This window comes from uncultured Porticoccus sp., from assembly GCF_913061305.1.
Taxonomy (GTDB): domain Bacteria; phylum Pseudomonadota; class Gammaproteobacteria; order Pseudomonadales; family Porticoccaceae; genus Porticoccus.
The window spans coordinates 305,282-332,238 of record NZ_CAJXST010000003.1 but is presented as its reverse complement, the minus strand read 5'-3'; the positions used below and the strand labels follow the sequence as shown (position 1 = coordinate 332,238).

Sequence of the window (26,957 nt, the reverse complement as noted above, 5' to 3'; positions counted from 1 at the left end):
CATGGTGGCAAGCGCAACACAGGAGCTGAGATATGTTTGGTTATTCCCATAAGGCACAGATGGTCAGCCCCGAGCAGGCGCTGCCTGGCCGCGCTGAGCCGCTGATGGTTAACAACCGGCATCTGGCTACGGGCCATCCGCTCAAGGCCCCTTTTCCCGATGGTATGCAACAGATCATTCTCGGTATGGGCTGTTTCTGGGGGGCTGAGCGCCTTTTCTGGACGCAACCCGGCGTCTATAGCACGGCAGTGGGCTATGCCGGTGGTTACACCGATAATCCTACCTATGAGGAGGTCTGCTCGGGATTAACCGGCCACACCGAAGTGCTACTGGTGGTTTTTGATCCGGATGTGATCCGCCTGACAACACTGCTTGAGCTGTTCTGGACATCCCATGATCCCACCCAGGGGATGCGTCAGGGCAATGACAGGGGAACCCAGTACCGTTCAGCCATCTATTGCTTCAATGAAACACAATACCAGTTGGCGGACAAATCACGTGAAGCGTTTCAACGTGAATTGCAACAGCGTGATTTCCCCCCGATCACCACAGAAATTAGCTTGTCCTGCCCGTTCTATTATGCGGAGGACTATCATCAGCAATACCTGATCAAAAATCCGGGTGGCTATTGCAGTCTCAAGGGAACGGGCGTCTCATTCCGGCTCGATCGGCCGGAATGATCGCAGAGAAACTCAGTTACTGAACGACTTGATATCGCCCGGCTTGCGCAGCATCTTGTCAACTTCGGCCGCGTGCATTTCCTCTTCTGCTATTTTTTGCCGGGCATACTCTTCGAGCATGACGGAATTGTCTTTAACTAACGCCAGTAGCTCGTAATAGAGGGCTTTCGCCAGGGCCTCCTGTTCCATTGACTCCCGAAGAATATCGCCGATGTCATGTTGATGGGTTTCCAGCAGGGGCCCGATGGCCAGTGACGGGTGGCCACCCAGAGCAGTGATCATTTCTCCCGCTGCCTGAGCGTGGACAAGACTGTTGTCGGCTTCTTCCCTCAGCCAGCTCACGATGGGAATGCGGTTGTAGCCATAAACCATCAGCGCGTAGTGGTTGTAACGAACCACCCCAGCGAGCTCAAATTCCATAATTTTATTGAGTAACTCAATAATCTGATCCTGATTTTTCATTTGCAATCCTCGTTTTCATGAACTTCGGTAATCACAATTTTAATAAAGCATAGGTGATGGGCCGCTGTGCGGCCAGTATGTCCCTGCCCATCAGCGGCATTCCTGGCTAGAAAAAGGCATCAATCAGCATCGCCAGGCCACAGATTGGCATGAGGGTGAGCGTATAGACCCGGAAACGATGTTCATCAACCTTTTTCAGATGGTGCCGGGCAAACCATACACCCAAGGCTCCCCCCACGCCAATCACCAGACCATAACCGGCAATCTCCAGGGTCATGGCGCCGAAGCCGGTGTAGGCCAGCAGTTTGGTCAGTTGCAGGACCAGCGAGTTAATTGCTTTTGTGGCAATAAGCTGCTCTTTCTGCAGGCCGTAGTTCAGCAAAAAGGGGTTTTGCACCGGCCCGGTTCCACCCACCAGTGCGGACAGGAAGGCAACGCTGAGCCCCAGCGGCAAGAACCACTGGCGCCGCATCACAAAAGAGCGACTGGATTTTCCAAAACGGTACTGAAATACCGTTGAGATCAAAAACAACGCCAGCGCCATTTGTATCCAGAAAACCGGAATCTGGCTAAAGGTCCAGGCGCCGAGTATCGCTCCACACAGGCTGCCGGGAATCATCCAACGGCATACCTGCCAATCGACACTATCTCTGAACAGCCAGGCGCGGGAAGGGTTTGCCAGAAAGGCGCCCAGGCTGATTGCGGGTGCCACGGTTTGCGGGCCAAGCAGCAGTGCAACCAGGGGAATCATCAACATGGCTGCGCCGCCAGCGGCGATGGTGCTGATAAACCATGCTGCGAGTCCTGCAATAAACAGAATCGATGCAATGATCATGAATGGGGTGACGTCTCAATAATTGAATCCGGGTAACTACACCAGTCGCTCCAGCTACCCGGATAGAGTTTTGCAGACTCGACCCCGATCATTGCCAGTGACAGCAAATCGACACAGGCAGTTACTCCCGAGCCACAATAAACCACTGGCGATGGCGATAATGCCAGTTTTTGCCAGACAAGACGCTGCTGTTCGGTCGGCAGCATGTTGCCATCCACATCGACAAACTGCTGCCAGGGCACATTGATCGCACCGGGTATATGGCCGGCGACCGGATCGATGGGTTCCTCTTCACCGCGATAGCGGGGGGCCTCCCTGGCGTCGATCAGTACAGATGCGTTATCCCTGTCGGATTGTTTGATTTCAGGGTAGGTCGCCGTCATGGCGGCATTTTCGATAGCGAGAAAATCACCCGGCACAGCAGTTTTCGGGATGGTTGTGCTCACCGGCAACCCGGCGGCTAGCCATGCCTTGATGCCCCCGTCGAGAATACGCACCTGCGAGTGCCCAAAATAGCGCAAAAGCCACCACAGGCGGGCTGCGCCTGCCAGTCGGTTGTCATCATAGGCAATCACCAGCGAATCCCTGGTTACACCAGATACGCGCATGCGGTTCGTGAATGCCTCAGGATCGGGTAGTGGGTGTCGGCCGCCGTGAAGTCCTCTGGGTCCGGATAAATCTTTTTCCATATCCAGGTGAACAGCGCCGGGAATGTGGGCCTGTCGGTAGGCGCTCAGTCCCTCACCGGGATCCGTCAATGAAAACCGGCAATCAAAAATGATCACCTTGCCTTCAAGGTGCTGTTGAAGTTGTTTCACACCGATAAGCCAACGTTTCATCCACTGTTCCTGCATAGGTGGTATTTCACATTATCATAGTGCCAAATATCCAATGGATTTACGGGTATGTATTTGCATCATCCACAGTCTACCCCTAATCTTGCCGAGCCTCTTTCAGGAACAACGGACTTGCCATGCTGAGATTGATTTTCCCGATCTGCGCGTTGCTGGCCAGTATTGCGCTATTGCTGGTTGGCAGCGGCCTGCTCAATACCTTGCTGGCCCTGCGTGGCACGATTGAAGGCTACTCAGATAGTATGCTGGGTTTCATCATGTCCGGCTATTTTTTCGGTTTTTTTGTCGGCACCCACCTGGCATTACCTTTGATCAATCGCATTGGCCACATTCGTACGTTTGCCTTTTGTGCAGCGTTTACCGCCTGTTTTTCGCTATTGCATGTGCTATTTCTGGATCCCTACATCTGGCTGCTGTTGAGGATCATGACAGGTGCCAGCCTGGTCATTCTCTACACCGTGATTGAGAGCTGGTTGAACGGTCAGACACCTCCTGAGAACAGGGGCCGGGTATTCGCCATTTACATGATGGTGACACTGGTTGCCCTGGCACTGGCGCAACAATTTCTCCACCTGGCTGCGCCAACCGCTTTCACCCTGTTTGCCGTGTCTGCGATTCTGATCTGCCTCAGTGTGACAGCAATTACCTGGACGCGGATGGCGCAGCCAGTATTATCTGATGCCCCGAAAATGAAGCTGAAAAGGTTGTGGGGGCTGGCACCGGTAGCCTTGATGGCCGCTGTATTTTCTGGTCTTTCCATGGGGGCTTTCTGGGGTATGGGTGCGCTCTACGCCGGTCGTGTGGGCCTCGATAATAGCGGCATTGCCACTTTCATCAGTTGCGTGATTATCGGTGGTGCTATTTTTCAGTACCCGCTGGGTCGTTATTCCGATCGCCATGACCGTCGTCGAGTGCTGGCTTTTACCAGCGCTTTGGCTGCCAGTGCGGCACTGCTGATGTCTTTTTTTTCGAATACAATGGGGCTGTTTCTGGCCGCTTCAGTGGTTTACGGCGGGATGGCTTTCTTCACTTATCCGGTAGCCGTGGCTCACCTGGTGGATCATCTGGACCACGACGATATTTTGCCCGGGGGCAGCACCCTGTTGTTGATCCACGGGATTGGTGCTGCATTTGGTCCGGCGTTGGCCGGTCAGCTCATGGATTTCCTCGGTCCCCATGCGCTGCCGGTATTTTTTGCGCTGATGCAAATGGCATTGGCGCTTTATACGGTGATTAAACTCCGCGAGGTGCAAGTGGAGGTGCTGGAAAATGCCGGACAGTTTATTGCCATGGTTCGCACAACGCCCTCGGCATTGGAGATGATTCCCGACGAGCCGGTTGAGACTGAACTCAATACAGAGACTGATCACTTGAGTTGATGCTTACGGTTGCTGTGCGATGATATAAACAGCCCGCCAGGCGGGTGGTCGATTACCCTGGAAAAGCAGATCAGGTGAGCTAATGGTTGTTCTATGGATGATGGGAGCGTTGCTGTCACTGTCGCTGATGGCGGTGGGGGCACGGGAGTTATCCGGTTCCGTCGATACATTCCAGACCCTGTTTATCCGCAGTGTCATCGGTCTGGCGATCATTTCTGTGATTATTTACCGGGTTGGCGGCAAGCAACACTTCATCACACAGCGACCAAAGCTCCATATTGTAAGAAATCTGTTTCACTTTGGGGGCCAGTACGGCTGGTTTCTGGGTATTGGTCTGTTACCACTGGCCCAGGTGTTTGCACTGGAATTCACGGTACCGTTCTGGGTGGCCCTCATTGCGGCGGTGTTCTTGGGCGAACAGCTGACGCCGAGGCGTATGCTGGCAGTGGCGTTGGGGATTGCCGGTGTGGTGGTTATTCTCAAGCCGGGTATTGAAATGCTTGAGCTGGCTTCGTTGATCGTACTGGCCTCGGCGCTCAGCTTTTCATTTGCGTATGTGGCCACCAAATCGTTGTCCCGCAGCGAACATCCACTGACGGTTCTGTTCTATATGTGTCTGGTTCAGATGCCGGTCAGCCTGGCTCTGGCTTTGCCCAATTGGAGCCTGCCGCGTGATCCCGAGCAATGGTGGTGGCTTTTTATTGTCGGTGTGACGGCGCTGATGGCCCACTTCTGTATAACCACAGCCATGAAAACATCGGATGCGGGTATCGTCGTGACGCTGGATTTTCTGCGCTTGCCGTTAATCGGATTAGTGGGCATTCTGTTTTATCGCGAGGCTTTTGATATGGTTCTGTTGTTGGGGGCGGGCTTGATGCTTGCGGGCAATCTGATCAATATTTACCGGCCCAGAAAGCAGCGGGCGCTGTTGGTTGATACAGTGGTGGCAGATAAAGAGTAACGATGTTTCAACGGTGGTTGATAATCAGTGAGGTGGCAGATGACGAATATAGAGGGTAGTACCCGCTTCAGTGCATTGATTCTGGGCGTGGCAATGATCGCAGGGTTGGCCTCACTGGGTTACCTGCTGGGCAATGCGCTTATTCAATTCAAGGAATACGAACGAAGCGTCAACGTTAAGGGGCTTTCCGAGCGGGAATATCCTGCAGATGTGGTTATCTGGCCGATAGTATTTGCTGAAGCGAGCAATGATCTGGAGCAGCTTTATACCTCAATTGAGGACAGTACCGGAAAAATCCGCCAGTTCCTGCTGGATAGTGGGTTGGAGGCCAGCGAGGTCAGTGTCTCTTTGCCGGCAATTACCGATAAGTCAGCCCGGGAATACGACAGTGGTGCCCGCGCTGAATTCCGGTTCACTGCCAATCAGACGGTGACTATTTATTCTTCCCGGGTGGATCAGGTCAGGTCTTTGATGGCCTCCCTTTCTGAATTGGGAAAGCAGGGTATCGTGTTTACCGGGGGGAACTATCAGAGCCGCCCCGAGTTTCTTTTTACCCGGTTAAACGAGGTAAAACCGGAGATGATCGAGGAGGCCACTCGTGAAGCACGTCAGGTGGCGGAAAAATTTGCAGAAGATTCACAGAGCGAGCTGGGTAAAATCAAGCGCGCCTCACAGGGGCAGTTCAGCATTACACCAAGGGATACCAACAATCCCCACATCATGAAAGTCCGGGTGGTGTCGACAATCGAGTATTACTTGTCGGACTGATTTTCGGCGCTGTGGTGTGAGTTGGAGAGTGCACTGGGGTGCTGTTTAAACCAGTTCCGCAGGGTGGCTTGTCGGTAGTGTAGGGTTTGTCGAAAGTGCAGGTATTGCCGATAGCAGTTTGCGGCTGTAGTCGTGCCCGGGATTGGCAAACAGTGTCTCGGTCTCGGCAATTTCCACCAGTTCGCCGTGATGCATCACGGCGATACGATCGGCGATATAGCGCACCACAGACAGGTCGTGGGAAATAAACAGCATGGTCAGGTTGTGTTTCTCCACCAGTGCCAGGATCAAGGCCAGTATTTGCGCCTGAATCGTCACGTCCAGCGCCGAAACCGGTTCATCGGCGATAATCAATTCCGGCTTGGTGGCAATGGCCCGGCCAATCGCGATGCGCTGCCGTTGGCCCCCTGAAAACTCGTGGGGGTATTTGCGAATTGCCGCTCTGGCCAGCCCCACATCGTCCATCAGTGCCAACACCTGTGCCGTGACCGTTTTTCGGGTTGCCAGGCCGTGGTAGAGCAGCGGTTCTGCGAGGCAGTCAAAGACGGTCATGCGAGGGTTGAGGGATGCGTAGGGGTCCTGAAAAATCATCTGCATCCGGCGGCGCAGTGGAGTCATTCGTTTCTGCCGAAGGCCCACCAGATCCGTGCCATCAAATATCACAGTGCCACTGGTCACCGGTACCAGCTGCAATATGGATCTGCCCAGTGTCGATTTGCCGGAACCGGACTCGCCTACCAGCCCGAGAATCTCGCCGCGCTGAATAGTCAGGGATACCTCGTTTACAGCTTTTTTGTCCGCTTTCTGTCGACTCAGCCAGCCGGCGCTGTTATCCGCGAAGCAGGTGGTTAGGCGATCAACAAGCAATAATGGTTGATCGCTGGGCTGAGACGGATGGGGTTTGCTGCCCGCCGGAATCGATGCCAGTAATGTCCTGGTATAGTCCGAACGGGGTTTCTGGAAAATATCGTTGACCGGCCCTGTCTCAACAATTCTGCCTTCCTTCATTACGGCCACCCGATCCGCCAGGCCGGCCACAACGGCCAGGTCGTGGCTGATAAAAATGACGGCGATATTGCGCTGCTTTTGCAGTGCCTTGATCAGGGAGAGGATCTGGGCCTGTATGGTCACATCGAGCGCGGTGGTCGGCTCATCACAGATCAACAGTTTTGGTTCGGCAATCATCGCCATTGCGATCATTACCCGTTGACGCATCCCACCCGAGAACTCGTGTGGGTAGCTGTGAATGCGCGTTTCCGGCTCGGCAATACCCACCTCGTCGAGCATCGTTACAGCGCGTTTCAGGGCCTGCTGACGGTTCAGGTTTCTATGGTATAACAACGGCTCAATCAGCTGTTCACCCACGGTCAGGTAGGGGTTTAGCGATGTCATGGGGTCCTGGAAAATGATTCCGATTTCGCTGCCTCTGATCCGGCGCAGGGTGTCCGGTTGCATGCTCAGCAGGTCACGGCCTTCAAACAATGCCGTCCCCGACTCAATCTTTCCCGGTGGCTGGGGTATCAAGTTCAACAGACTGTAACAGGCCACTGATTTGCCTGAGCCGGATTCACCGACAATGGCCAGTATTTCGCCCTGGTCTACGAAAAAACTGACGCCGTCCACCGCCTTCATTACTCCCGCACGGGTGTGGAAATGGGTGGTCAGGTCGGTGACGGTCAGTAGTGGCATTCTATTTTCTCGGGCGGGTATTTAACATTGTGTCCGCTGGTGCTGCCATAGACGATACACGCTTGCTCCAGCTTTTTCGCTCCTGCCATGAAGTGAATTGGCCTTATGCAATATCAGCAGTACAGCTTGTCTGACAGATATATTATTGCGGCCCTCAAAAAACAAGGGCTTTCTATTCAGCAGATAGCCAATCAGATGGGGCGGCACCGTAGCACCCTGTACCGGGAATTGGTCCGCAGTCTGCCATGCCATTGATGGCGACTAGCGGACATTGTGTCGCAGGGTGATTGTTCATCGCGTTATATTCTTCATGGTGTTATAAGGCACAATAAATGAAATACGCCCACTTTTTGTTGTTATCTGTGCCGCAATGCTGATTTTCAGATTCAAGGCGCCGATAGGGTACAAAAGTACTGAAGATGTATCTCAGGGGGAGTTTGGGTGTGCCAAGCGTTTTGCTCGTGTTATTTTAGACAATGCGATTGAGAGAGAGCACTATCTTCAACACGGTCAGATGAGCGATGATCTACTGGGTATCCTCGATACGGCACAGGGATGAGATATGCTTAATAACACGAACATTATTCTGTTCCCGTCAGTCGAACGAACGCTCAGTACGATGAAAAATATCGAATAAAAGGGGAGAGCCATGTCGACAATATCAGGAGAAACGGTCGAAACTGCACCGCGACACGGCATCTATCGTATTATCGAACCGTATCTTTTGTTCCCGGTTCTTGGCATTGTCATCACCGCTATCATTTGGCTGGCCACCGTCAATTTCATCAGGATCGAACGCGAGGCAGCGGTACAAACTGCCATCGCCACAGTCCGGGAGCTGACTGAAACCTACGAAGCCCAGGTGCTGCGCGCCCTGCGGGAGATCGACCAGGAGCTCAAACTGGTTCGTTTTACATTTCGGCTCCTCGGTGAAAAAAACACGCTCACCGCGCTTGAGCAACAGGAGTTGTTGCCGCCGGCATTTCTATTTACGGTGGTCGTTCTCGACCCGCAAGGCGCGGTGGTCGCCAGTACCGGATCGCTTTCGGGCAATATTGACTTGGCGGAACTGTCGGCCGATCACCAGCACGGGGACGATCTGCTGGTCTCTTCGCCCCTGCAAAACCCGGAATCGGACGAGTGGACATTGATTTTCAGTCGCCCGCTCAGAGCTACCGGTGGGGATTTCGCCGGCGTGGTGGCCATAGAGGTGGACTCTGCGTTTTTTGTCAGTGGCTATGAGACGTCAAAGCTGGGGGAGGCGGGCCTACTCGGAGTCATCGGCACCGACGGTGTTGCCAGAGCCTGGCGTAGCGGGAATGCCCTGTCCGCCGGTGACACACTGGATGGCTCGACCCTGGTCACCGACCACAACGCCACCGAAACGGCCGTCAGTTTGGCTGAGTTGCCACTGGATAACATCAGCCGTTATCTCGGTGCCCGCGAACTTTTCGGCTTTCCCCTGGCGGTGGTGGTGGGGTTGTCCCGGAATGAACAGATGGCGCCAGTGGTCGTTCGTGCGGAAACCTATGCGCTGAGGGCCTTTTCCGGGAACGTTCTGTTGTTAGTGGTGTTGGGGGTACTCTGGCGAATGAGCCACAAGCTGGCGCAAAGCCGTCGCCGGGAAGTTGAAGTCAGGTTATCGCATGCCAAACAGGTGGAGTACCTTGCCTTCCATGACGGTCTGACCGGCCTTCCCAACCGCAGCCTGTTTACCCACCTGTTACAGCAGGGCATCAGTCAGGCACAGCGTTACGACCGCAAGCTGGCGGTACTCTTCCTGGATCTGGACCGCTTCAAGGCAGTCAACGACACCCTGGGGCATGAGGCGGGTGACCAACTCCTGAAGGAAGTGGCGGAGCGGCTCAAAAACTGCCTTCGTAAAAGTGACACCGTGGCGCGACTGGGTGGCGATGAATTTGTCGTCCTGTTGCCGGAACTGGCGGATACAAGCCTCTGCATCAGTGTTGCACAAAAAGCGATCAACGAGGTTGCCCGGCCCTTTCACCTCTGTGGTCAGGATTTCCGGGTTACGGTCAGTATTGGTATCAGCACGTATCCCGAGGACGGCGAAGATCAGGAGACATTGACCAAAAATGCAGACATCGCCATGTATCATGCCAAGGAAAATGGCAAGAACAACTATCAGCTTTACTCGAAAAAGTTGCACACCGAATCCCTCCAACGCCTGACACTGGAGACAAGCCTGGAGCATGCCCTGGAACGTGGGGAGTTCCAGTTAGACTACCAGGCGAAACGGGACGTGCACAGCAAGCGGATTACCGGCATGGAGGCGCTGTTGCGCTGGCATCACCCGGACCTGGGCGTGGTGGCGCCCATGCAGTTTATCCCGCTGGCCGAGGAAACCGGCTTCATTATTCCCATCGGCAAATGGGTGATAAAAACCGCCTGTGCGCAGAATGTCGCCTGGCAGCAACAGGGCTTCCCACCGTTGAACATGGCTATCAACCTGACGGAACGGCAGTTTCTAGACCCCAACCTTCCGGAGGATATCCGGGCGGTGCTGGCCGAGACTGGCCTGGCCGCCAACCTGCTGGAGCTGGAGATTACCGAAAGCCTGCTGATGCGGAATGTTCCCAAAGCCCTGGAGGTCATGAGCAGCCTGAAGCAGGTCGGCGTCCGTATCGCCATCGACGACTTCGGTATGGGCTATTCGTCGCTGTCCATGCTTCGACAATTTCCTCTGGATACCATCAAAATGGACCGAACCTTTATTCGCAACCTGGGTGATATGCCGGCCAACCGTGCGCTGGCGGAGGCGATTGTCGCCGTGGGGAGAAATCTCAGTTTGACCGTTGTTGCGCAGGGAGTTGAAACCAGAGAGCAGGCCGATTTTCTTCAGGAGAGAGCCTACGACGAATTTCAGGGATTTTACTTCAACAAACCGGTGTCGGCGGAGGAGGTTACCGAGCTCCTCAGGGGTCAGCTGTCGACCCAAAAACCGGACACGACGGGCTAGCACCAGTCAATGCAGGCTAATTCACGGTCAAGACTTTGATACTGCCGTCAACCAATGCTTCATCCAGGTAACCGATGGCGTTGGGATCCTTCGCCACCAGCTGTCTGAGTGCTTCGCCGTCCGCTACCGTCTGCGGTGGCCGACCGCGGCCAGTGAAAATCATCTTTGACCAATAGGCCTTGATCTGGGCGGCAGACTTATTGTCGAATTTGGCGTAAAACACTTGCCGGTCCGGAGCCGTCTCGTGCAGGTCTATCGGTGTAGCCGGTGTGCCGTCGGGGAATTGGGCGGATTTGCCGAGAAAAATATTGATCAGTTCAATACGGCTCAGGGAGTTGACCGGATTGTTCGCAGAAACCACAGCAACCACGTCGGCCTCTGTCGCCCCGGTATTCAGACTCAACATCAGTGCGGCGATCATACCCAGCGGACTTTTCATGAATCGATTCATAGTTTCCGCCTCAGAAGACAAAGTTGATCGAGGCGCTGAACAAATCCGCTTCTCCACCCGGCTTGAATCCCGGCTGAAGGTTACCAAAGGTGCCCGGCGAACCCTGGTCACGGTCGATGAACTCATATTGCATCTTGAAAGCGACGTTTCTCATAAAATCCCAACGCAGCCCCAAAGTGATGGTTTCCTGGGCCGCTGCACCACCGAGAATGTCGTTGAGCGCGGCGTTGAGCTCTGTAGCGGGGCCTGCCAGTTCTGGCGGCAAGGATGACAGGGTCAAACCGGGGTCGGCTGTCATATCCGTGTAATTCAGCTTGGCAAAAGTGACGTAGGGTGTAACAGATCCGAAGCGGTAGCCGCCACTGAGATACCAGGCAGTGCTCTTCCCCAGCGCGTTGTGGGTGTCCTCCATGCCCCATTCGCCGATGGCAAACCATCGGCCGGGATCGTATTTGACGCCGATACTGACAAACTCCAGAAGGTCGCCGTCAGGGTCATAACGCTCCGCGATAGCAACCCCTTCGGAGCCGAACTGCCGAAAGGTATCGAACAGTGGGCCCAAGGGCGTAACGGTCAAATGGGTCTGAAAGTAGCTGATGCGCAAGATGACCGCCCCGTATTCCGTGGTAGCCATCGCGGAAAACGTATCCTCGGCCTGGATTTCCCCACCACCGCCGATCCGATCCGGGGAGTTGGTGTCCAAATTGCCATACGCGGCTTCCAGGGTCTGCACAATCTCGCCAAACTGCATTCGATGTGAAACGGCGATACCATCGTTATGGGATACCGGCACCAGATTGTACACCTCGGTTGGAGGCCGCACCCAGGGGTAGGTGTAAGCCACCTTGCGGGTGTCAGCAAACAGAAAGGTAGGCTGTACAAACCGGCCGACCCGCACAGCAAAATTCGGCGTAAACTGGTATTTGAGATTGGCCCACTCGGTGGTGGGGTGATAGCTGTTGTCGTAACGTTGTTCGGAAATGACCTGCCATACCGCGGATAACTTCGGCGTAATCTCAGCCGTTACCTGCAGACCCAGCCGGCTATCGGCAGCCCCGCTCCAGGACTGGGTGTGCCCGGCACCATTGGGACGAAAGACGTCTACGACGTAATCGGCGTTATCGTCGCTGGAATGGACAACCCCCAGTGTGCCATAGCCGTGGATCGACAATAACGGGCGTTTATGCTCGGTTGCGGCCACCGCACCACCACTACAGACACAGGCAAATACGAAAAGCATCATGCAGACGCGTAACCGGCCAGTCATAGGGATGCTCCTGTTGTTTGATGGGATCGGCACCCAGGCTGAATTCAAATCAACATGAAATTCATTCGGTTTGATTCCAGCCTGATCGGCCATATTCACGGCATTTTCCCCTGTATCGATTGCTGCTATTTCGCCGTTGCCGAATTGTATAAATAAGGCTTCTAAAGCTTCAGTCTTAACCGGATCTGGCGGCAATACTGCCAAATAAAGACTGCCAGATTTTTTCCATGGTATCCATATCCAATACAGCAGTCTTCCCTGAACTGTCAAGTTCGTCAAAATATACTGGAGATATTTTTAACCCACCTTCGCAATAATCCGTTTCTGTTGCGTGTTTATGAGGGCTCGAGCTGTAAAACGATTAAAAACCGGATTCAAAATACCCAATAATCTGTTGTTTATTCCCCCTCAATCTTTTGATGCTTTGGGGTCCAGTGCATCCCGCAGGCCATCACCCAGGAAGTTGAGTGCGAACAGGGTGATGGATAATGCGAGCCCCGGGAAGATCAGCAACCAGGGGTATTCTTCCATGCTCTCGACACCGTGAGAAATCAGTAATCCCCAGGAACTCTGGGGCGGTTGGATACCCAGCCCGAGAAAACTGAGGAAGGCCTCCAGCAGCATCACATTGGGAATGGTCAGAGTAGTGTAGACAATGACCGGGCCCAGTGTATTCGGGATCAGGTGTCGGCGAATGATAATCCAGCGGGACAGGCCCATCGAAAAGGCGGCTTCAATAAATTCCTGATGGCGCAGATTCTGTACCTGCCCCCGGACAATACGCGCCATGGTGAGCCATTCCACTGCACCAATCGCCAGGAACAGCAATAGAATATTGCGGCCGAATACCACCATGAGCAGCACAATGAAAATCATAAAGGGCAGGGCATAGAGGATATCCACCAGCCGCATCATCACGGCATCGACGCGACCACCGGCATAGCCGGCCACGGTGCCCCAGAGCACACCGATGACCAGAGCTACTGCAGTGGCAACAAAGCCCACCAGCAGAGAGACGCGACTGCCGTACATGATGCGGGTCAGCATATCCCGGCCAAAGATATCCGTGCCCAGCCAGTGTGCTGCCGACGGCGGTGAGGCCCCCAGTTGCAGATTCTGCTGCTCGTAACCGTAGGGGGCTATCCAGGGTGTCAGCAGTGCGATGACACAGAAAAACACCATGACAGCGAGGCCAAACAAGGCCAGGTGGTTTTTGCGCAACCGCACCCAGCCATCGCGCCAGAGCGACGTCCCTTTTTCCGGAGCTGAAGCTGCTGATAGGGGATTTACCATCAGCGGGACCTGCTCAGTTGGTGGCGCAATTTTGGATTGATCCACACGGCAACAATATCGGATAACAGATTAAACAGGACGATCAGCGTCGCGAAAAAAACCGTTGTACCGAGAATCATGGTGTAGTCGCGGTTGAAAGCTGCCTGCACATAAAATCGACCCAGACCGGGTATCTGGAAGATGGTTTCGACCACAAAGGAACCGCTCAGCAGTCCCGCAAATGCCGGGCCGAGAAAGGCCACCACGGGTATCAGTCCGCCGCGCAGGGCGTGTTTCAGCACCACCACCCGTTCCGGCAGACCTTTGGCCCGGGCGGTGCGAATATAGTCCTGGGACATCACCTCCAGCATGCCACCGCGACTCAGTCTGGCGATATAGGCGGCGTAACCGGTACCGAGGGTAATCGCCGGCAATAGCTTGTCACCGGCGAGCTCGCCCCAACCGGATACCGGCAGCCATTCCAGCCAGATGCCAAAGATCAGCACCAGCAACGGCCCCATCAGAAAAGAGGGCATGCAGATACCCAGCATAGCCGCCGACATGGGCAGGTAATCCTGGGGGGTATTGGGTCGCAGTGCCGCTATCACCCCGGCACAGACGCCGATCAGGATAGCCACCAACATGGCATAAAATGCCAGTTCGGCAGTGATGGGCAACCCCCCGGCAATTAACTCGTTGACAGTTCGCCCCGGATAGCGGAAGGAAGGCCCAAATTCCCCCTGGGCGAGATCGCCCAGGTAGCTCAGGTATTGTTGCCAGACGGGTTGGTCGAGCCGGTACTGGGCCTCCAGCGCCCTGACCACTTCCGGCGGCACTGCCTTTTCCGCGCTGAACGGGCCGCCCGGCGCGCATCTCACCAACAGGAAAGTGGCAGTGATAACCACCAGTAATACCGGAATGGCCTGTAATAACCGACTCAGAATAAAGCGCAACATCAGTGTGGCAACTCTGCAGCCGGATCTTTATCGAGAGACAGGTTTTTGTACAGGGTGTAGTCGAGTATATTCGGTTCAAGCCCTTTAAGTGCGGGATGCACCAGGCTTTTGCTGGTATAGATATGAATCGGAATAATCGGCATATCCTCCAGTAACAGCGCTTCCGCCTCACGCATCAGGCGATAGCGCTCCTCGCGGGTCTCTGCCCTCGGTGCTTCCTCCAGTATCAGCTGGTCGAAGCGGGCACTGGACCAGCCGGTGCGGTTATTGCCGCCGTCGGTTATCCACATATCGAGAAAGGTGTTGGGGTCCACGTAATCGCCAATCCAGCCGGCGCGGGCAATGCCATAGTTTCCACTGTCCACCGAGTTAAGAAACACTTTCCAGTCCTGGTTGTGGAGACTCACCTTGATACCCAGCTCCTTGTACCACATCTGTTGAACAGCCACGGCAATTTTATGGTGTCCCTCTGAGGTGTTGAACAGTAACTCGGTGACCGGGAAACCGTCGCCACCGGGGTAACCCGCTTCCGCCAGCAGTGCCCGCGCCCGTTCGGGGTCATAGGCAAAGCCATCGGGGGCGGTATAGCCCAGCGTATCCGGCGGCGTAAAGGTGTAGGCCGGCAGCTCATCGCCCTTCGTGACCTGCCGGACAATCGCCTCCCTGTCGATGCTCATGGCCAGCGCCCGGCGAACCCGTTTGTCGCTGAGGTGTGGCACCTGGGTATTGATGCGATAGAAATAATTGCCGAGATACGGATGGGTGTGCAGCAGCCCGGGATGATCCCGCCGATAGACCGCCAGTTTATCGATCGGCACGGTGGCGGTGCGGTGCAGTTGCCCGGAGCGAAACATCCGCTCCTCGGTGGTGATGTTTTCCGTGGGATAGAAGTGGATGGCATTGAGCGACACGTTTTCAGCATCCCAATAGTGGGGATTCTTTTCCACCACCACACGCTTGAACAGTTGCCATCCGGTCAGGGAGAAGGGGCCATTGCCGACAAAGTTGCCGGGCCTGGTCCAGAGGCTGCCGCGTTGGTCGGGCGGGCCAAATTTTTCAATGGTGGCGCGGTGCAGTGGAAAGTAACTGTAGTGATCGAGCAATTGCAGGAAGTAGGGTGTTGGGTTGGCAAGCTCAACCTCCAGTGTATGGTCGTCGACAGCATTGATGCCTACGGCGGAAAAATCACTTACCTCCTGTCTGAAATACGCCTCCGCATTTTTGATGGCAAACAGCATATAGGCGTATTGATTGCCGAGCGAGGGCTGCAGTGCCCGCCACCAGGACCAGGCAAAATCTCTGGCTGTGACAGGGTCACCGTTTGACCAGCGCGCGTCATCGCGCAGGTAAAATATATAACGCTTGCCGTCGCCGCTGATCTCCCAATGGGTAGCCACACCGGGAACAGGCTCAAGTGTTGAGGGATCTTTCAGCACAAGCCCTTCGAGGAGGGCCGTAAGAATATTGTGCTCGGGAACCCCCGTGACAATATGCGGATCCAGCTCCTGGGGATCAGTGCCATTGCCGAGGTGGAGTATTCCCTGTCGGTTGCCACTGGCGGTATTGCTCTCCCCCTGACCACAGGCCATTACCAACAGGCTGAGCAGGAGGCTGACAGAGGCCATTTTCAGGAACGGCATAGCTTGCTCGATACGTAATAGGAGACTGGCTATGTTAGGCAAGGACGGCATTGAGTGCCAGCCCCCGATCGTGGTTGAAATAGCGGTTCCGAAGGACCATAATGCCCACCCTTCGGGAGTTCTGTACAAGACTCCGATTCTTTATGGTGACCTCTGCCGGTCCCCTCGCAATGATCAGCTGTGAACCCCGCCAGGCCCGGAAGGGAGCAACGGTAGCAGTGACATCGTGTGCCGTGGTGTGGCTGGCAGGGGAAGCCACCAGTTTATTTTCAAACTTCGCTTAATCAGAAAGCCCGGCGCAGGGCCTGTCTTTTACCGAAAAAATAAATCCCCGACTACCACCCGAGCATCTGGAGAAGCGACCATGCTCAGATTGTAGCCGGGGACCAGTCGTGTCATACGTGCTTTGCCCTGTTATCTATGCGGCATCGACGTTCAGGGTCTCGTTGATCAGTTTGTTAAGCTCCGGTATGCAGGAGCCACAGTTGGTACCGCAGTTAAGTTGTTCTCCCAGTGCTTTTGTGGAATTTGCCCCATCGACAATGGCTGCCAGGATCTGTTTTTCGCCGACCTCAAAGCAAGCGCATATCAATTTACCCCGGTCGGGCTGGTTCATGTCGATCCCTGCCAGCAATTGCCACGGGGAGGACGTTATCTCCCGGCTGAGTAATCCCTGTAACCAGCTTGTTGCCGGCATCAGTGACAGACTGTGATGACTGAAGATGGCCATTTGTACCAATGCGCCTTCGTAGCAGATAAAACGCTCGTCCCTATGTTCGGTATCGGCGTAATGGGCGCAGTTGCCGGTGAAGCCCTGCTGGCTGATAAAGGCTTGCCAGTCGAAGCCCTCAGCGGCAGCAAATCGGTAGCAATAGCCCTTGTTATCTGTCAGTGGCGTCATTGACCAATCGATGAATTCGTTGCATTCCAGGGGCTCCCTGCTGACCACCATTGCCCAAACCGGTGTCGCCACTTTTTTCAGTGCGGCGGGGGTAAATTTGAATTCTGGTTGCCCGGACACCGGATCGGTCAGTGGGGCAATCACTGAGCAAACGCGAGCCTGACGGGCGAACTGGTCGTTCCAGTGAATCGGCATAAACAGCTGATTTTTCCCGATGCCTTCATCCAGTATCACGCCGACCCGGACGGCCCCATGTGCGGTGCGCACTTCTGCCAAATCTCCGTCGTCAAGTTCATTTGTACGGGCTGTTTCCGGGTGAACCAGGACAAAGGGCGCATCGATATGATTGAGCAGGCGTTGGGCGCGGGCGGTGCGCGTCATGGTGTGCCACTGGTCGCGGATTCTTCCGGTATTGAGTGCAAAGGGATAGGTCACACTGAGCGGTTGAACCGGTAGACGGGGCGCAATGGCGATAAACCGAGCCTTGCCGGATGCCGTCACGAACCCGCCCTCAGTGAACAGGCGCGTTGTTCCCGCGGGAGATTCAGCCGTGACGGGCCATTGGATGGGTGAGAGATCGTTGTATTGTTGTTCAGACAGTTCGCTGAGGCCGCTGATGTTGAATATGCGCGTGCCCCCGTTCCTGAAACCACTCAATGCGGCATGTTCAACAAACACATCCCGCGGTGACCGGTAGGGAAACGCCTCCGAGAACCCAAGTCTTTGTGCGACCTGGGTCATGATCCACCAGTCGTCCTTTGCTTCACCCACGGGTTTTATCAGTGCTCGCTGTCTTGAGATGCGGCGCTCGGAGTTTGTGACGGTGCCGTTTTTCTCGCCCCAACCGGTGGCTGGCAGCAAAATATCGGCGGTGGCGGTCGTGTCTGTGGCTGCCACGCAGTCGGAGACAATCACGGTTTCACAGCGCTGCAGAGCCTCTCTGACACGATTGGCATCCGGCATGCTGACCACCGGATTGGTCGCCATAATCCAGATTGCCTTGATCCTGCCGTCGGCGACGGCATCAAACAGGTCCACTGCTTTCATGCCCGGCTGCTGACAGAGTTGGTCGGTAGCCCAAAAGTCGGCCACGGTTCGCAAGTCCCCGGGGTTGTAGTCCATATGGGCAGCCAGCTGATTGGCCAGACCGCCCACTTCCCGGCCACCCATGGCATTGGGCTGACCGGTAATCGAGAACGGGCCTGCGCCGATCTTGCCGATTCTTCCGGTGGCAAGGTGGCAATTGATAATGGCATTGCCCTTGTCAGTGCCGGAGGAGGATTGGTTGATCCCCTGTGAGTAGAAGGTAATGGTTTTGTCCGTTTCGGCGAACCATTGGTAAAAGGTTTCCAGCACGTCCGTTTCAAGCCCGACCAGGCGGGCCGTTTCTGCAAAAGAGATGGCATTGGCGGCTTCCAGCGCTTCCAGATAGCCTTCGGTATGCTGCGCTATATACTCAGAACGGCTGGCCCCCGTTTGCTGTAACCACGCCAGTAAACCGACAAATAAATAGCCATCGGCACCGGGGCTGATCGGCAAATGGAGGTCGGCGAGATCACAGCTGGCTGTGCGGCGTGGGTCGATAACTACCACCCGCATGGTGGGATTTCGTTTTTTGGCAGCGGCCATCCGGCGATAGAGTACCGGGTGGGTCCAGGCAGCGTTGGAGCCAACCAGAATCAGCAGATCGCAGTGATCCAGGTCTTCGTAACTGCAGGGTACTGCATCGGCACCAAAAGCCCGCTTATAGCTGGCGACGGCAGAAGACATACAGAGCCGGGAATTGGTATCCACATTGCCAGTGCCCAGAAAGCCCTTGGCCAGCTTGTTGGCCACGTAGTAGTCCTCGGTGAGCAATTGTCCGGACAGGTAAAAGGCGATGGCGCCGGGGCCGTGTTCCTCGCGAACCTCGTTCAGTCGCCTTGCCACTGTATCGAGGGCGGTGTCCCAGTCGACCCGCTGACCATTGACAGACGGGTAGAGCAGCCGGCCGTGGTCGCCCATGGTTTCGTGGAGCGCTGAACCTTTTACACAGAGGGCACCGTAGTTGGCGGGGTGAGTTTTATCGCCGGATACGGCGATGATGCTGTCGTCCCGTAACTTTGCAGATACACCACAGCCAACCCCGCAGTAGGGGCAGGTGGTTTCCAGATGGGGTGGTGATGAACGCATGAAGATCTGCCGGTTGCCGAGAGTCGCCTAGGGGGTGACCACCACTTGACTGTCCACCAGTTCAATGGCGTAGGTGGGCACCGTCACGTCCTCGTTTTCCAGGCACTGGCCGGTGGTCAGATCATAGTGCTGTTTGTAGAGCGGTGAGGCGACCACCAATCGTCCCTGTACATCGCCGACCACGCCCCTGGACAGCACGTTGGCCTTGCCGATGGGATCCCAGTTGCCAATGGCATAGACCTGAGGTGCTTCATCGGGCAGGTAAAAAACTGCCACCTGCTGGCCGTCGATCAGCGCACAGATGCCGGAGTTTGGAATCAGCTCTTCCTGTCGGCAGATCACCAGCGGGTTTTCAGATACTCTGTTTTCTGCGGTATTCATCAATAAAGCCTCTTACGCCGATTTGGCCAACAGTTGGTCGGTTTCTTCTTCGGTGGCCGGCCGCGGCTGGCCGCGCTCCTGCACGAACACAACCCGTTCGTCCGCCGCATCAGAGTTGACGAACTGGCGGAAGCGCTTGAGTTTTTCCGGATCCTCAATGGTGGTTTTCCACTCGCACTGGTAGGTGCCGACAATACTGTTCATCTGTTCCTCCAGTTCGGCACAGATACCCAGCCGGTCGTCGATGACCACCTCTTTCAGGTAATCCAGACCACCCTCCAGGTTGTCCAGCCACACCGAGGTGCGCTGCAGGCGGTCGGCGGTTCGTACATAGAACATCAGGAAGCGATCGATGTACCTGATCAGGGTTTCGTCATCCAGGTCGGTGGCGAACAGGTCGGCGTGGCGGGGTTTCATGCCGCCATTGCCGCACAGGTACAGGTTCCAGCCATGCTCGGTGGCAATTACCCCGAAGTCCTTGGATTGCGCCTCGGCACACTCCCGGGTACAGCCGGACACGGCGGACTTCAGTTTGTGGGGCGAGCGCAGACCCTTGTAGCGATCTTCGATATAGATCGCCATGCTGACGCTGTCCTGTACCCCGTAGCGGCACCAGGTGCTGCCGACACAGGATTTGACGGTGCGCAGTGCCTTGCCGTACGCGTGGCCGGTTTCAAAACCGGCGTCGATCAGTTCTTTCCAGATATCCGGCAACTGATCCACTCTGGCCCCAAACAGGTCGATCCGCTGCCCGCCGGTAATCTTGGTGTAGAGATTGTATTTTTTGCCCACCTCGCCGAGCACAATCAGTTTTTCCGGGGTAATTTCGCCGCCCGGTACCCGCGGCACCACGGAATAGGTGCCATTCTTCTGCATATTGGCGAGAAAGGTGTCGTTGGTATCCTGCAGGCCCACATGTTTCTCTTCGAGGATGTAGTCATTCCACAGGGAGGCGAGGATGGAGGCCGCTGCCGGTTTGCAGATCTCGCAACCGCGGCCGCTACCGTGTTTACCAATCAATTCCTCAAAAGACTTGATGGATTCCACCTTGATAATGTGGAACAGCTCCTGGCGGGTGAACTGGAAGTGCTCGCAGATGGACTTGTTCACCTCCATACCGCGTGCAGCCATTTCGTCGTCCACCACATTCTTCAGCAGCGCCGCACAGCCACCACAGCCGGTACTGGCCGCAGTGCAGGACTTCACGTCCGCCAGGGAGCAGCAGCCGCCGTCGATGGCGCTGATGATGTCGCCCTTGCTGACGTTGTGGCAGGAGCAGATGGTGGCCGTGGCGGGCAGGGCCGCCGCGCCCAGCAGTGGCGCGCCACCTTCGCTGGCAGGCAGAATCATGGTTTCAGGGTTGGCGGGCAGTTCGATGCCATTGAGGTAATACTGCAGCAGGGTGTCGTAGTCGGAGCAGTCGCCCACCAGCACTGCCCCCAGAGCGGTTTTACCGTCTGCGCTGACAACCAGGCGTTTGTAGACTTCCTCGCGCTCGTCACTGAAGGTGTAGGCGATGGCACCCGGAGTTTTGCCGTGGGAATCGCCGATGGAACCCACGTTGACACCCAGCAGTTTCAGCTTGGTGCTCATATCCGCGCCCTGGAAAGCGTTGTGCTCGCCAGTCAGCTGGCTGACAGCCACTTCCGCCATGCGGTAGCCGGGAGCGACCAGACCGAAGATCATGCCGCCATACAGGGCACATTCGCCGATCGCAAAAATGTCGGAATCACTGGTGCGACAGTGGTAGTCGATGGTAATACCACCGCGTGGTCCCACCTCTAGACCGCAGTCTCTGGCCAGCTGGTCCGAGGGGCGAATCCCGGCGGAGAATACGATCACATCGGTGGCCAGGGTTTCGTCATCGGCGAAGTTCATCACCAGGCGAGTGTCCTTGCCATCAGTTTCGGTAATGGTCTGGGTTGCCTTGCTGGTATGTACCTGAACATCCAGGGCTTCAATTTTGCGGCGCAGCATGGCACTGCCGCCATTGTCGAGCTGCACACCCATCAGACCGGGGGCAAATTCCACCACGTGAGTTTTCAGGCCGAGATTCTGGAGGGCATTGGCCGCCTCCAGTCCAAGCAGACCCCCGCCGACCACGACGCCGACTTTGGCGTCCTTGCTTCTGGCCTGAATCATGCCCAGATCGTCGATGGTGCGATACACCAGACAGTCTGGCAGGTCAGCCCCGGGAATCGGTGGTACAAACGGGTAGGAGCCGGTGGCCAGCACCAGTTTGTCGTAACGGAAGCTGCGGCCACCCTCGGTGGTGACCGTTTTGGCTTCGCGGTCTATGGTTGCCACGGCATCGCCGAAGTAGGCATCCACGCCGATCGATTGGTAGTGTTCTCGGGTGGTCAGAGCCAACTCTTCCGGTTTGCGACCCGCGAAGTATTCCGACAGGTGAACCCGGTCGTAAGCGGGGCGGGGTTCGGCCCCGAGGACGGTGATTTTGGCGGTAACGCCGGATCCGGCCAGTTGTTCCACGTAGTGGTGGCCCACCATTCCATTTCCTATAACGACAATTTTCAACATGTCCTGTTACCTGCTATTGCTCTATTTCATTTCGCGTACGACGTCCTGACCGGTCTGGTCACTGAACATCAATTGATTTGCATTGACACCAAGTGGTTGCCCGTCGCTGATCAGGGTCTCGTAATGGCTGCACAGACTTTTGTCACCAAACAGCAGGGCGGCCTGTAAGCGGTTATCGTCAATCACCAGACGTCGATAAATACCGGCAGACGGGTCGTTGATCACAATATTGCGTTCACTGTTTCCTGCGTTTAGACGTCCCGCCGAGAACACATCAATTCCCGATACCTTGAGTTGGGTCGAGTGTTCTCTGGGTCGATAACAGGCGGAGTTGCCCAGCAGGGTTTCGGCGAGGACTTTTGCCTGTTCCCAGATCGGCGCAACAATACCCACGGTGGTGTTGTTGTGTTCCGAACACTCACCGAGGGCATAGATATGTTTGATGGACGTATGCATCTGGTCGTCGACGACGATGCCACGGTTGATCTTCAGTCCGCTGTCCCTGAATACCTGTACATTGGGTGATATCCCGGTAGCAAACACCACCAGCTCGCCCGGTAGCCAGTCGCCGTTTTCAAGCATCAGGCCATCTGCGCGTTCGCTGCCGGTAACGGCTTTGGTTCTTACCCCGGTGAGCACAGAGATACCCCGGTCTTCCAGGCTTTTTTTCAGCATGGCTGCGGCGGTCGCATCGAGTTGCCGATTCATCAGGTTGTCGCTGTTGTGCACCACGGTGACATCCAGACCGAGATGATTCAGACCATAGGCGGCTTCGAGCCCCAGCAGACCACCGCCAACCACCACAGCGCGTTGACCCTGTAGGGCGAAATCCTGCATGAGGGCGACATCATCGAGGGTGCGAAAGGACATGACACCGGGCAAGCTGTTTCCCGGAATCGCCGGTACAACGGGCCTCGAGCCGGTGGCAATCACAATACGGGAAAACTGTTCTTGCCACCCTGAAGCGGTGGTTATGGCCAGATTGCCGGTATCCAGCTGGATCAGCGGGTCGCCACAACGCAGACGAATATTGTTGGCGCGATACCAGTCGTCGCTGAGCAATGGCAGGCAATCCACGGTCTTATCGCCGGTGAGTAACGAGGACAGCTGTACGCGGTTATAGGCCTTGACTGGCTCTTCACCAATCATGGTAATTGACCCCGAAAAACCGCCATTCACCAGCGCTTCGGCGAGGCGGGCGCCTGCCATACCGGTCCCGACAATCGCAATAGAATCTGCCATTGCTCAGGCTGCCCTGGTTTTGTCGGTACCGGTCGTTGTCTTACCGGTATCGACAGCGGCATCGTCCTGTGAAGAGGCCGGTTTACATGCCACCTCCTGTAACTTCCTGGCAGAGTCGGTCGGCTTTTTTTCAATCTGAGGGTTTTTCTGCTTGTCGTAGAGAAATTCCAGGACCTGCTGACGGTAGTGAATGAAATCGGCGTCTTCAGCCAGGGCCAGCCTGTCCCGCGGGCGGGGTAAATTGACGTCGAGTATTTCGCCAATGGTGGCGGCGGGGCCGTTGGTCATCATGACGATTCGATCCGACAACAAAACGGCCTCATCCACATCGTGGGTAATCATGATCACCGTGTTGCCCAGACTGGTCTGGATTTCCATCAGTGAATCCTGCAGGTGAGCGCGGGTCAGGGCATCCAGTGCGCCAAACGGCTCATCCATCAGCAATACTTTGGGTTGCATGGCCAGACAGCGGGCGATACCGACGCGCTGTTTCATACCGCCGGATATTTCTCCGGGCAGTTTGTGCAGGGCGTGGTCCATGTGAACCAGCGAGAGGTTGTGTTCAATCCACTCGTGCATTTCCGCCTTGTTTTTGGTCTTGCGAAAGACCCTTTTTACCGCCAGTTCGACATTCTGGTACACGGTCAGCCACGGCAACAGGGCATGGTTCTGGAAGACCACTGCCCGGTCGGGTCCCGGTTTGTCGACTTCGCGTCCCTCGAGAATGACGCCGCCTTCGCTGGCCTCATAGAGACCGGCGATGATGTTCAATACCGTGGACTTGCCGCAGCCTGAGTGGCCAATCAGCGAGACAAACTGGCCCTTGTCGATTGATAGGTCGACATCCTGCAGGGCGCGGAACGGTTCACCATCGGTGGCAAACTCGATGCCGATATGGCTGATTTCCAGATAGGGGTTTTTCATAGGTTGCTCCTTGACTGCTGTCCGCCGCTGTTAGCGGAGAATTGCCTGTTTGTCCCAGCTGATACGTTTCTGAAGGAGCAGCATGAGGCGATCCAGCAGAAAACCGATCAGTCCAATGGTCACCACAGCCACCATAATGCGACCCAGTGAATCCGATGAGCCGTTCTGAAACTCATCCCAGATAAATTTGCCCAAACCGGGGTTCTGGGCCAGCATTTCGGCGGCAATCAATACCATCCAGCCAGTGGCCAGTGATAACCGCATGCCGGTGAAAATCATGGGTATGGCGGAGGGGATAACAATTTTTCGGACATGTACCAGCGAAGGCAGTTGCAGAACCCGGCTGACGTTGACCAGATCGCGATCGATACTGGTAACGCCCACTGTGGTGTTGATTACGGTGGGCCAAAGGCAACAGAGGGCCACTGTAAATGCGGAGGTCAGAAAGGCCTTTTCAAACATGGGGTCATCGGTGACATAAAGGGCCGATACCACCATTGTCACCAGCGGTAGCCATGCCAGGGGTGAGACCGGCTTGAATGTCTGGATGATCGGGTTGACCGACTGGTACACCTTTTCACTTAAGCCGCAGACGATGCCCAGAGGCACCGCAATCACCGTGGCGATCAGAAATCCGAAAGACACGGTATAGAGGCTGGTTATCACCTGATCCAGGAAGGTGGCCTTGCCGGTATAGCTGCGAATTTTTACTTCCGCATCGGGGTTTTTGGCCAGCCGTTTGGCATTTCTATCCTCTTGCCGCTGGTAGAAAGCGGCCGCTTTTTTGCGTTCGCGCTGGTGCTCGGCCAGCAAGCCTTTGGATTGCTCCCAGACTTGAACCGGTCCCGGAAACTGCCCCAGTGAGGTGTTGATGTTGTTGGCGACACCCTGCCAGAGCATTAAAAAAATCAGGATACCCGCAAGGGGGAGGGCGAGGGTTTTACCCACGGTGCGGGCAATACTGCTCAGTTGTGAGATAGAGAAGCGGGCGATTCCCTGTTCATTCCTGAAAATAGCAGCAAGGTCAGTCATGTAATAGATCCTTCGGTGGCTAATGGGCAGCCTTGACTGCCCGTGCTTTACTTAAGATTTGGCGTCGCCCATCAGAGCGTTTCGTCTTTCAGGCCAATGGAAAACTTTTCCAGGTAGGCGTTGGGTTGCGTGCCATCGAACGCGATGTCGTCGATAAACTCTGATTGAGGTGGTTTGAAGCCGGATTCACTGTCCAGGTCCGGGAAATCCTCCGCAGACATCAGCCCTTCGGCAATCAATGCTTTGGCAGCGGTGGCATAGATGTCTGGGAGATAGACTTTCCTGGCGGTCTCGAAATACCACTCATCACTTTTGGGCTCGGCAATCTGTCCCCAGCGGCGCATCTGGGTTAAATACCAGACGGCATCGGAGTAATAGGGGTAGGTGGCAAAATGACGGAAGAACACATTGAAGTCGGGCACGTCGCGTTTATCACCCTTCTCGTATTCAAAGGTTCCCGTCATGCTATTGGCAATGACGTCATAATCCGCACCGACGTATTCCGAACGGGAGAGGATTTCAACGGCTTCCGGGCGGTTGGCATTGTTGTTTTCATCCAGCCACTTGGCGGCACGCAGCATGGCCTTGACCAGGCGGGCGGTGGTGTTCGGGTACTTCTCGGTAAATTCCTTGGTCATGCCAAAGACTTTTTCCGGGTTGTTTTTCCAGATCTCATAATCCGTGATGACTGGAACCCCGATACCCATGAATACCGCTTGCTGGTTCCACGGCTCACCGACGCAGTAGCCGTGAATGGTGCCAGCCTCAAGGGTGGCAGGCATCTGAGGGGGAGGCGTAACAGACAGCAGGGCTTCGGCATTGATATTGCCGCTGGTATCGCCCTTGTGTGGTGCGTAGAAGCCGGGATGAATCCCGCCGGCCGCTAGCCAGTAGCGCAACTCGTAGTTGTGCGTGGAGACCGGGAAAACCATGCCCATTTTAAATGGCGTGCCCTGCGCCCGCATTTGATCGACGACCGGTTTCAGATAGTCGGCTTTGATCGGGTGGACCGGTTTGCCCTCAGCCATTGGTACGTGGGCTTTCATTTTCTCCCAGACAGCATTGGAAACGGTAATACCATTTCCGTTGAGGTCCATACTGAATGGCGTAACGATGTGGGCCTTGGTGCCAAAGCCGATGGTGGCCGCCAGGGGCTGGCCAGCAAGCATATGTGCGCCATCGAGTTTGCCGTCGATAACCCCATCCAATAGCACTTTCCAGTTAGCCTGTGCCTCGATGGTGACGTAAAGCCCCTCATCTTCGAAATAACCGTTTTCGTAGGCGATAGCGATAGGCGCCATGTCCGTCAGCTTGATAAAGCCAAACTTGAGCTCGTCCTTTTCAGGTGGTCCCAGTTCAGCATGTGCCCAGCTGCCCATGACCAAAAAGGACAGGGTCAACAGGATCCATTGTGGAAATTTCAATCTTTTCTGTACCGGGGAGTCTTGAAGATTGCTGTTCATTTAACGGGTACCTCAACTGTGAATGTCACTTGCATAAAAAAAGCCCACCTGCCGGTTTTATGTGCAGGGGGGCTTCATTGCCCTTAATACCATTGGACAGGTATTAGTCG

The 26,957-nt window shown here is 55.5% G+C and carries 22 protein-coding genes and 1 other RNA gene; 7 read left to right on the top strand and 16 right to left on the bottom strand.

Features of this window, described 5'->3' with window-relative positions; genetic code table 11:
- Nucleotides 1-32 precede the first annotated feature (32 nt).
- On the top strand, nucleotides 33-680 hold the full coding sequence (gene msrA, locus QZ516_RS05325) for a peptide-methionine (S)-S-oxide reductase MsrA (RefSeq protein WP_297187223.1): 648 nt from the start codon (nucleotides 33-35) through the stop codon (nucleotides 678-680).
- A gap of 12 nt (nucleotides 681-692) precedes the next feature.
- Here the strand turns inward: msrA and QZ516_RS05320 are convergent, their stop codons facing one another.
- From QZ516_RS05320 to QZ516_RS05310, 3 genes are all read right to left on the bottom strand, one after another.
- Nucleotides 693-1,142, bottom strand: coding sequence for a ferritin-like domain-containing protein (locus tag QZ516_RS05320; protein ID WP_297187220.1), 450 nt, complete (start codon nucleotides 1,140-1,142; stop codon nucleotides 693-695).
- Nucleotides 1,143-1,248: 106 nt separating this feature from the next.
- Nucleotides 1,249-1,977, bottom strand: coding sequence for a sulfite exporter TauE/SafE family protein (locus tag QZ516_RS05315; RefSeq protein ID WP_297187218.1), 729 nt, complete (start codon nucleotides 1,975-1,977; stop codon nucleotides 1,249-1,251).
- The gene (locus QZ516_RS05310) at nucleotides 1,974-2,816 is read right to left on the bottom strand and encodes a sulfurtransferase (RefSeq protein WP_297187215.1); all 843 of its coding nucleotides are present in this window, start codon (nucleotides 2,814-2,816) and stop codon (nucleotides 1,974-1,976) included. The genes QZ516_RS05315 and QZ516_RS05310 overlap by 4 nt, the downstream gene beginning before the upstream one ends.
- Before the next feature lie 134 nt (nucleotides 2,817-2,950).
- On the opposite strand from QZ516_RS05310, the gene QZ516_RS05305 reads away from it, so the two are divergent.
- The 3 genes from QZ516_RS05305 (at nucleotide 2,951) to QZ516_RS05295 (ending at nucleotide 5,939) form a co-directional block, all read left to right on the top strand.
- The gene (locus QZ516_RS05305; protein WP_297187212.1) at nucleotides 2,951-4,210 is read left to right on the top strand and encodes an MFS transporter; all 1,260 of its coding nucleotides are present in this window, start codon (nucleotides 2,951-2,953) and stop codon (nucleotides 4,208-4,210) included.
- 82 nt (nucleotides 4,211-4,292) lie between these two features.
- Entirely contained in the window at nucleotides 4,293-5,171 is an 879-nt protein-coding gene (locus QZ516_RS05300) for a DMT family transporter (protein ID WP_297187209.1), read from the top strand.
- A 39-nt stretch (nucleotides 5,172-5,210) separates the two neighbouring features.
- Nucleotides 5,211-5,939, top strand: coding sequence for an SIMPL domain-containing protein (locus QZ516_RS05295; RefSeq protein WP_297187206.1), 729 nt, complete (start codon nucleotides 5,211-5,213; stop codon nucleotides 5,937-5,939).
- 45 nt (nucleotides 5,940-5,984) lie between these two features.
- Here the strand turns inward: QZ516_RS05295 and QZ516_RS05290 are convergent, their stop codons facing one another.
- On the bottom strand, nucleotides 5,985-7,628 hold the full coding sequence (locus QZ516_RS05290; RefSeq protein WP_297187203.1) for an ABC transporter ATP-binding protein: 1,644 nt from the start codon (nucleotides 7,626-7,628) through the stop codon (nucleotides 5,985-5,987).
- Nucleotides 7,629-7,733: 105 nt separating this feature from the next.
- Between QZ516_RS05290 and QZ516_RS12750 the strand changes: the two genes are divergently transcribed.
- On the top strand, nucleotides 7,734-7,883 hold the full coding sequence (locus QZ516_RS12750; RefSeq protein ID WP_365332973.1) for a helix-turn-helix domain-containing protein: 150 nt from the start codon (nucleotides 7,734-7,736) through the stop codon (nucleotides 7,881-7,883).
- Between the two features lie 394 nt (nucleotides 7,884-8,277).
- Nucleotides 8,278-10,608: an EAL domain-containing protein gene (locus tag QZ516_RS05285; RefSeq protein WP_297187201.1), complete on the top strand. Its 2,331-nt coding sequence runs from the start codon at nucleotides 8,278-8,280 to the stop codon at nucleotides 10,606-10,608.
- Nucleotides 10,609-10,624: 16 nt separating this feature from the next.
- Here the strand turns inward: QZ516_RS05285 and QZ516_RS05280 are convergent, their stop codons facing one another.
- From QZ516_RS05280 to QZ516_RS05260, 5 genes are all read right to left on the bottom strand, one after another.
- Complete coding sequence (locus QZ516_RS05280; RefSeq protein WP_297187199.1) at nucleotides 10,625-11,059, bottom strand: phosphate ABC transporter substrate-binding protein; 435 nt, start codon at nucleotides 11,057-11,059, stop codon at nucleotides 10,625-10,627.
- A 10-nt stretch (nucleotides 11,060-11,069) separates the two neighbouring features.
- Entirely contained in the window at nucleotides 11,070-12,326 is a 1,257-nt protein-coding gene (locus tag QZ516_RS05275; RefSeq protein WP_297187197.1) for a porin, read from the bottom strand.
- Between the two features lie 408 nt (nucleotides 12,327-12,734).
- Nucleotides 12,735-13,619: an ABC transporter permease gene (locus QZ516_RS05270; RefSeq protein WP_297187194.1), complete on the bottom strand. Its 885-nt coding sequence runs from the start codon at nucleotides 13,617-13,619 to the stop codon at nucleotides 12,735-12,737.
- Nucleotides 13,619-14,554: an ABC transporter permease subunit gene (locus QZ516_RS05265; RefSeq protein WP_297187191.1), complete on the bottom strand. Its 936-nt coding sequence runs from the start codon at nucleotides 14,552-14,554 to the stop codon at nucleotides 13,619-13,621. Before QZ516_RS05265 ends, QZ516_RS05270 begins: the two co-directional genes overlap by 1 nt.
- Nucleotides 14,554-16,194, bottom strand: coding sequence for a peptide ABC transporter substrate-binding protein (locus QZ516_RS05260; protein ID WP_297187189.1), 1,641 nt, complete (start codon nucleotides 16,192-16,194; stop codon nucleotides 14,554-14,556). Before QZ516_RS05260 ends, QZ516_RS05265 begins: the two co-directional genes overlap by 1 nt.
- A gap of 154 nt (nucleotides 16,195-16,348) precedes the next feature.
- Between QZ516_RS05260 and ffs the strand changes: the two genes are divergently transcribed.
- Nucleotides 16,349-16,445, top strand: an RNA gene (gene ffs, locus QZ516_RS05255) — signal recognition particle sRNA small type.
- Nucleotides 16,446-16,612: 167 nt separating this feature from the next.
- Here ffs and QZ516_RS05250 read toward each other — a convergent pair.
- The 7 genes from QZ516_RS05250 to QZ516_RS05220 form a co-directional block, all read right to left on the bottom strand.
- The gene (locus QZ516_RS05250) at nucleotides 16,613-19,267 is read right to left on the bottom strand and encodes a nitrate reductase (RefSeq protein ID WP_297187186.1); all 2,655 of its coding nucleotides are present in this window, start codon (nucleotides 19,265-19,267) and stop codon (nucleotides 16,613-16,615) included.
- A 27-nt stretch (nucleotides 19,268-19,294) separates the two neighbouring features.
- Complete coding sequence (gene nirD / locus QZ516_RS05245; protein ID WP_297187183.1) at nucleotides 19,295-19,648, bottom strand: nitrite reductase small subunit NirD; 354 nt, start codon at nucleotides 19,646-19,648, stop codon at nucleotides 19,295-19,297.
- A gap of 12 nt (nucleotides 19,649-19,660) precedes the next feature.
- Nucleotides 19,661-22,186, bottom strand: a complete 2,526-nt coding sequence (gene nirB / locus QZ516_RS05240; protein WP_297187180.1) for a nitrite reductase large subunit NirB — start codon at nucleotides 22,184-22,186, stop codon at nucleotides 19,661-19,663.
- Between the two features lie 21 nt (nucleotides 22,187-22,207).
- Nucleotides 22,208-23,428, bottom strand: coding sequence for an FAD-dependent oxidoreductase (locus QZ516_RS05235; protein WP_297187177.1), 1,221 nt, complete (start codon nucleotides 23,426-23,428; stop codon nucleotides 22,208-22,210).
- A 3-nt stretch (nucleotides 23,429-23,431) separates the two neighbouring features.
- Nucleotides 23,432-24,352 (bottom strand): ABC transporter ATP-binding protein, encoded by a 921-nt coding sequence (locus QZ516_RS05230; RefSeq protein ID WP_297187174.1) that lies wholly within the window; start codon nucleotides 24,350-24,352, stop codon nucleotides 23,432-23,434.
- 30 nt (nucleotides 24,353-24,382) lie between these two features.
- Nucleotides 24,383-25,384, bottom strand: coding sequence for an ABC transporter permease (locus QZ516_RS05225; protein ID WP_297187173.1), 1,002 nt, complete (start codon nucleotides 25,382-25,384; stop codon nucleotides 24,383-24,385).
- A 71-nt stretch (nucleotides 25,385-25,455) separates the two neighbouring features.
- A complete protein-coding gene (locus QZ516_RS05220; protein ID WP_297187327.1) occupies nucleotides 25,456-26,763 on the bottom strand; it encodes a CmpA/NrtA family ABC transporter substrate-binding protein in 1,308 nt (435 codons plus the stop codon).
- Between the last annotated feature and the right edge of the window lie 194 nt (nucleotides 26,764-26,957).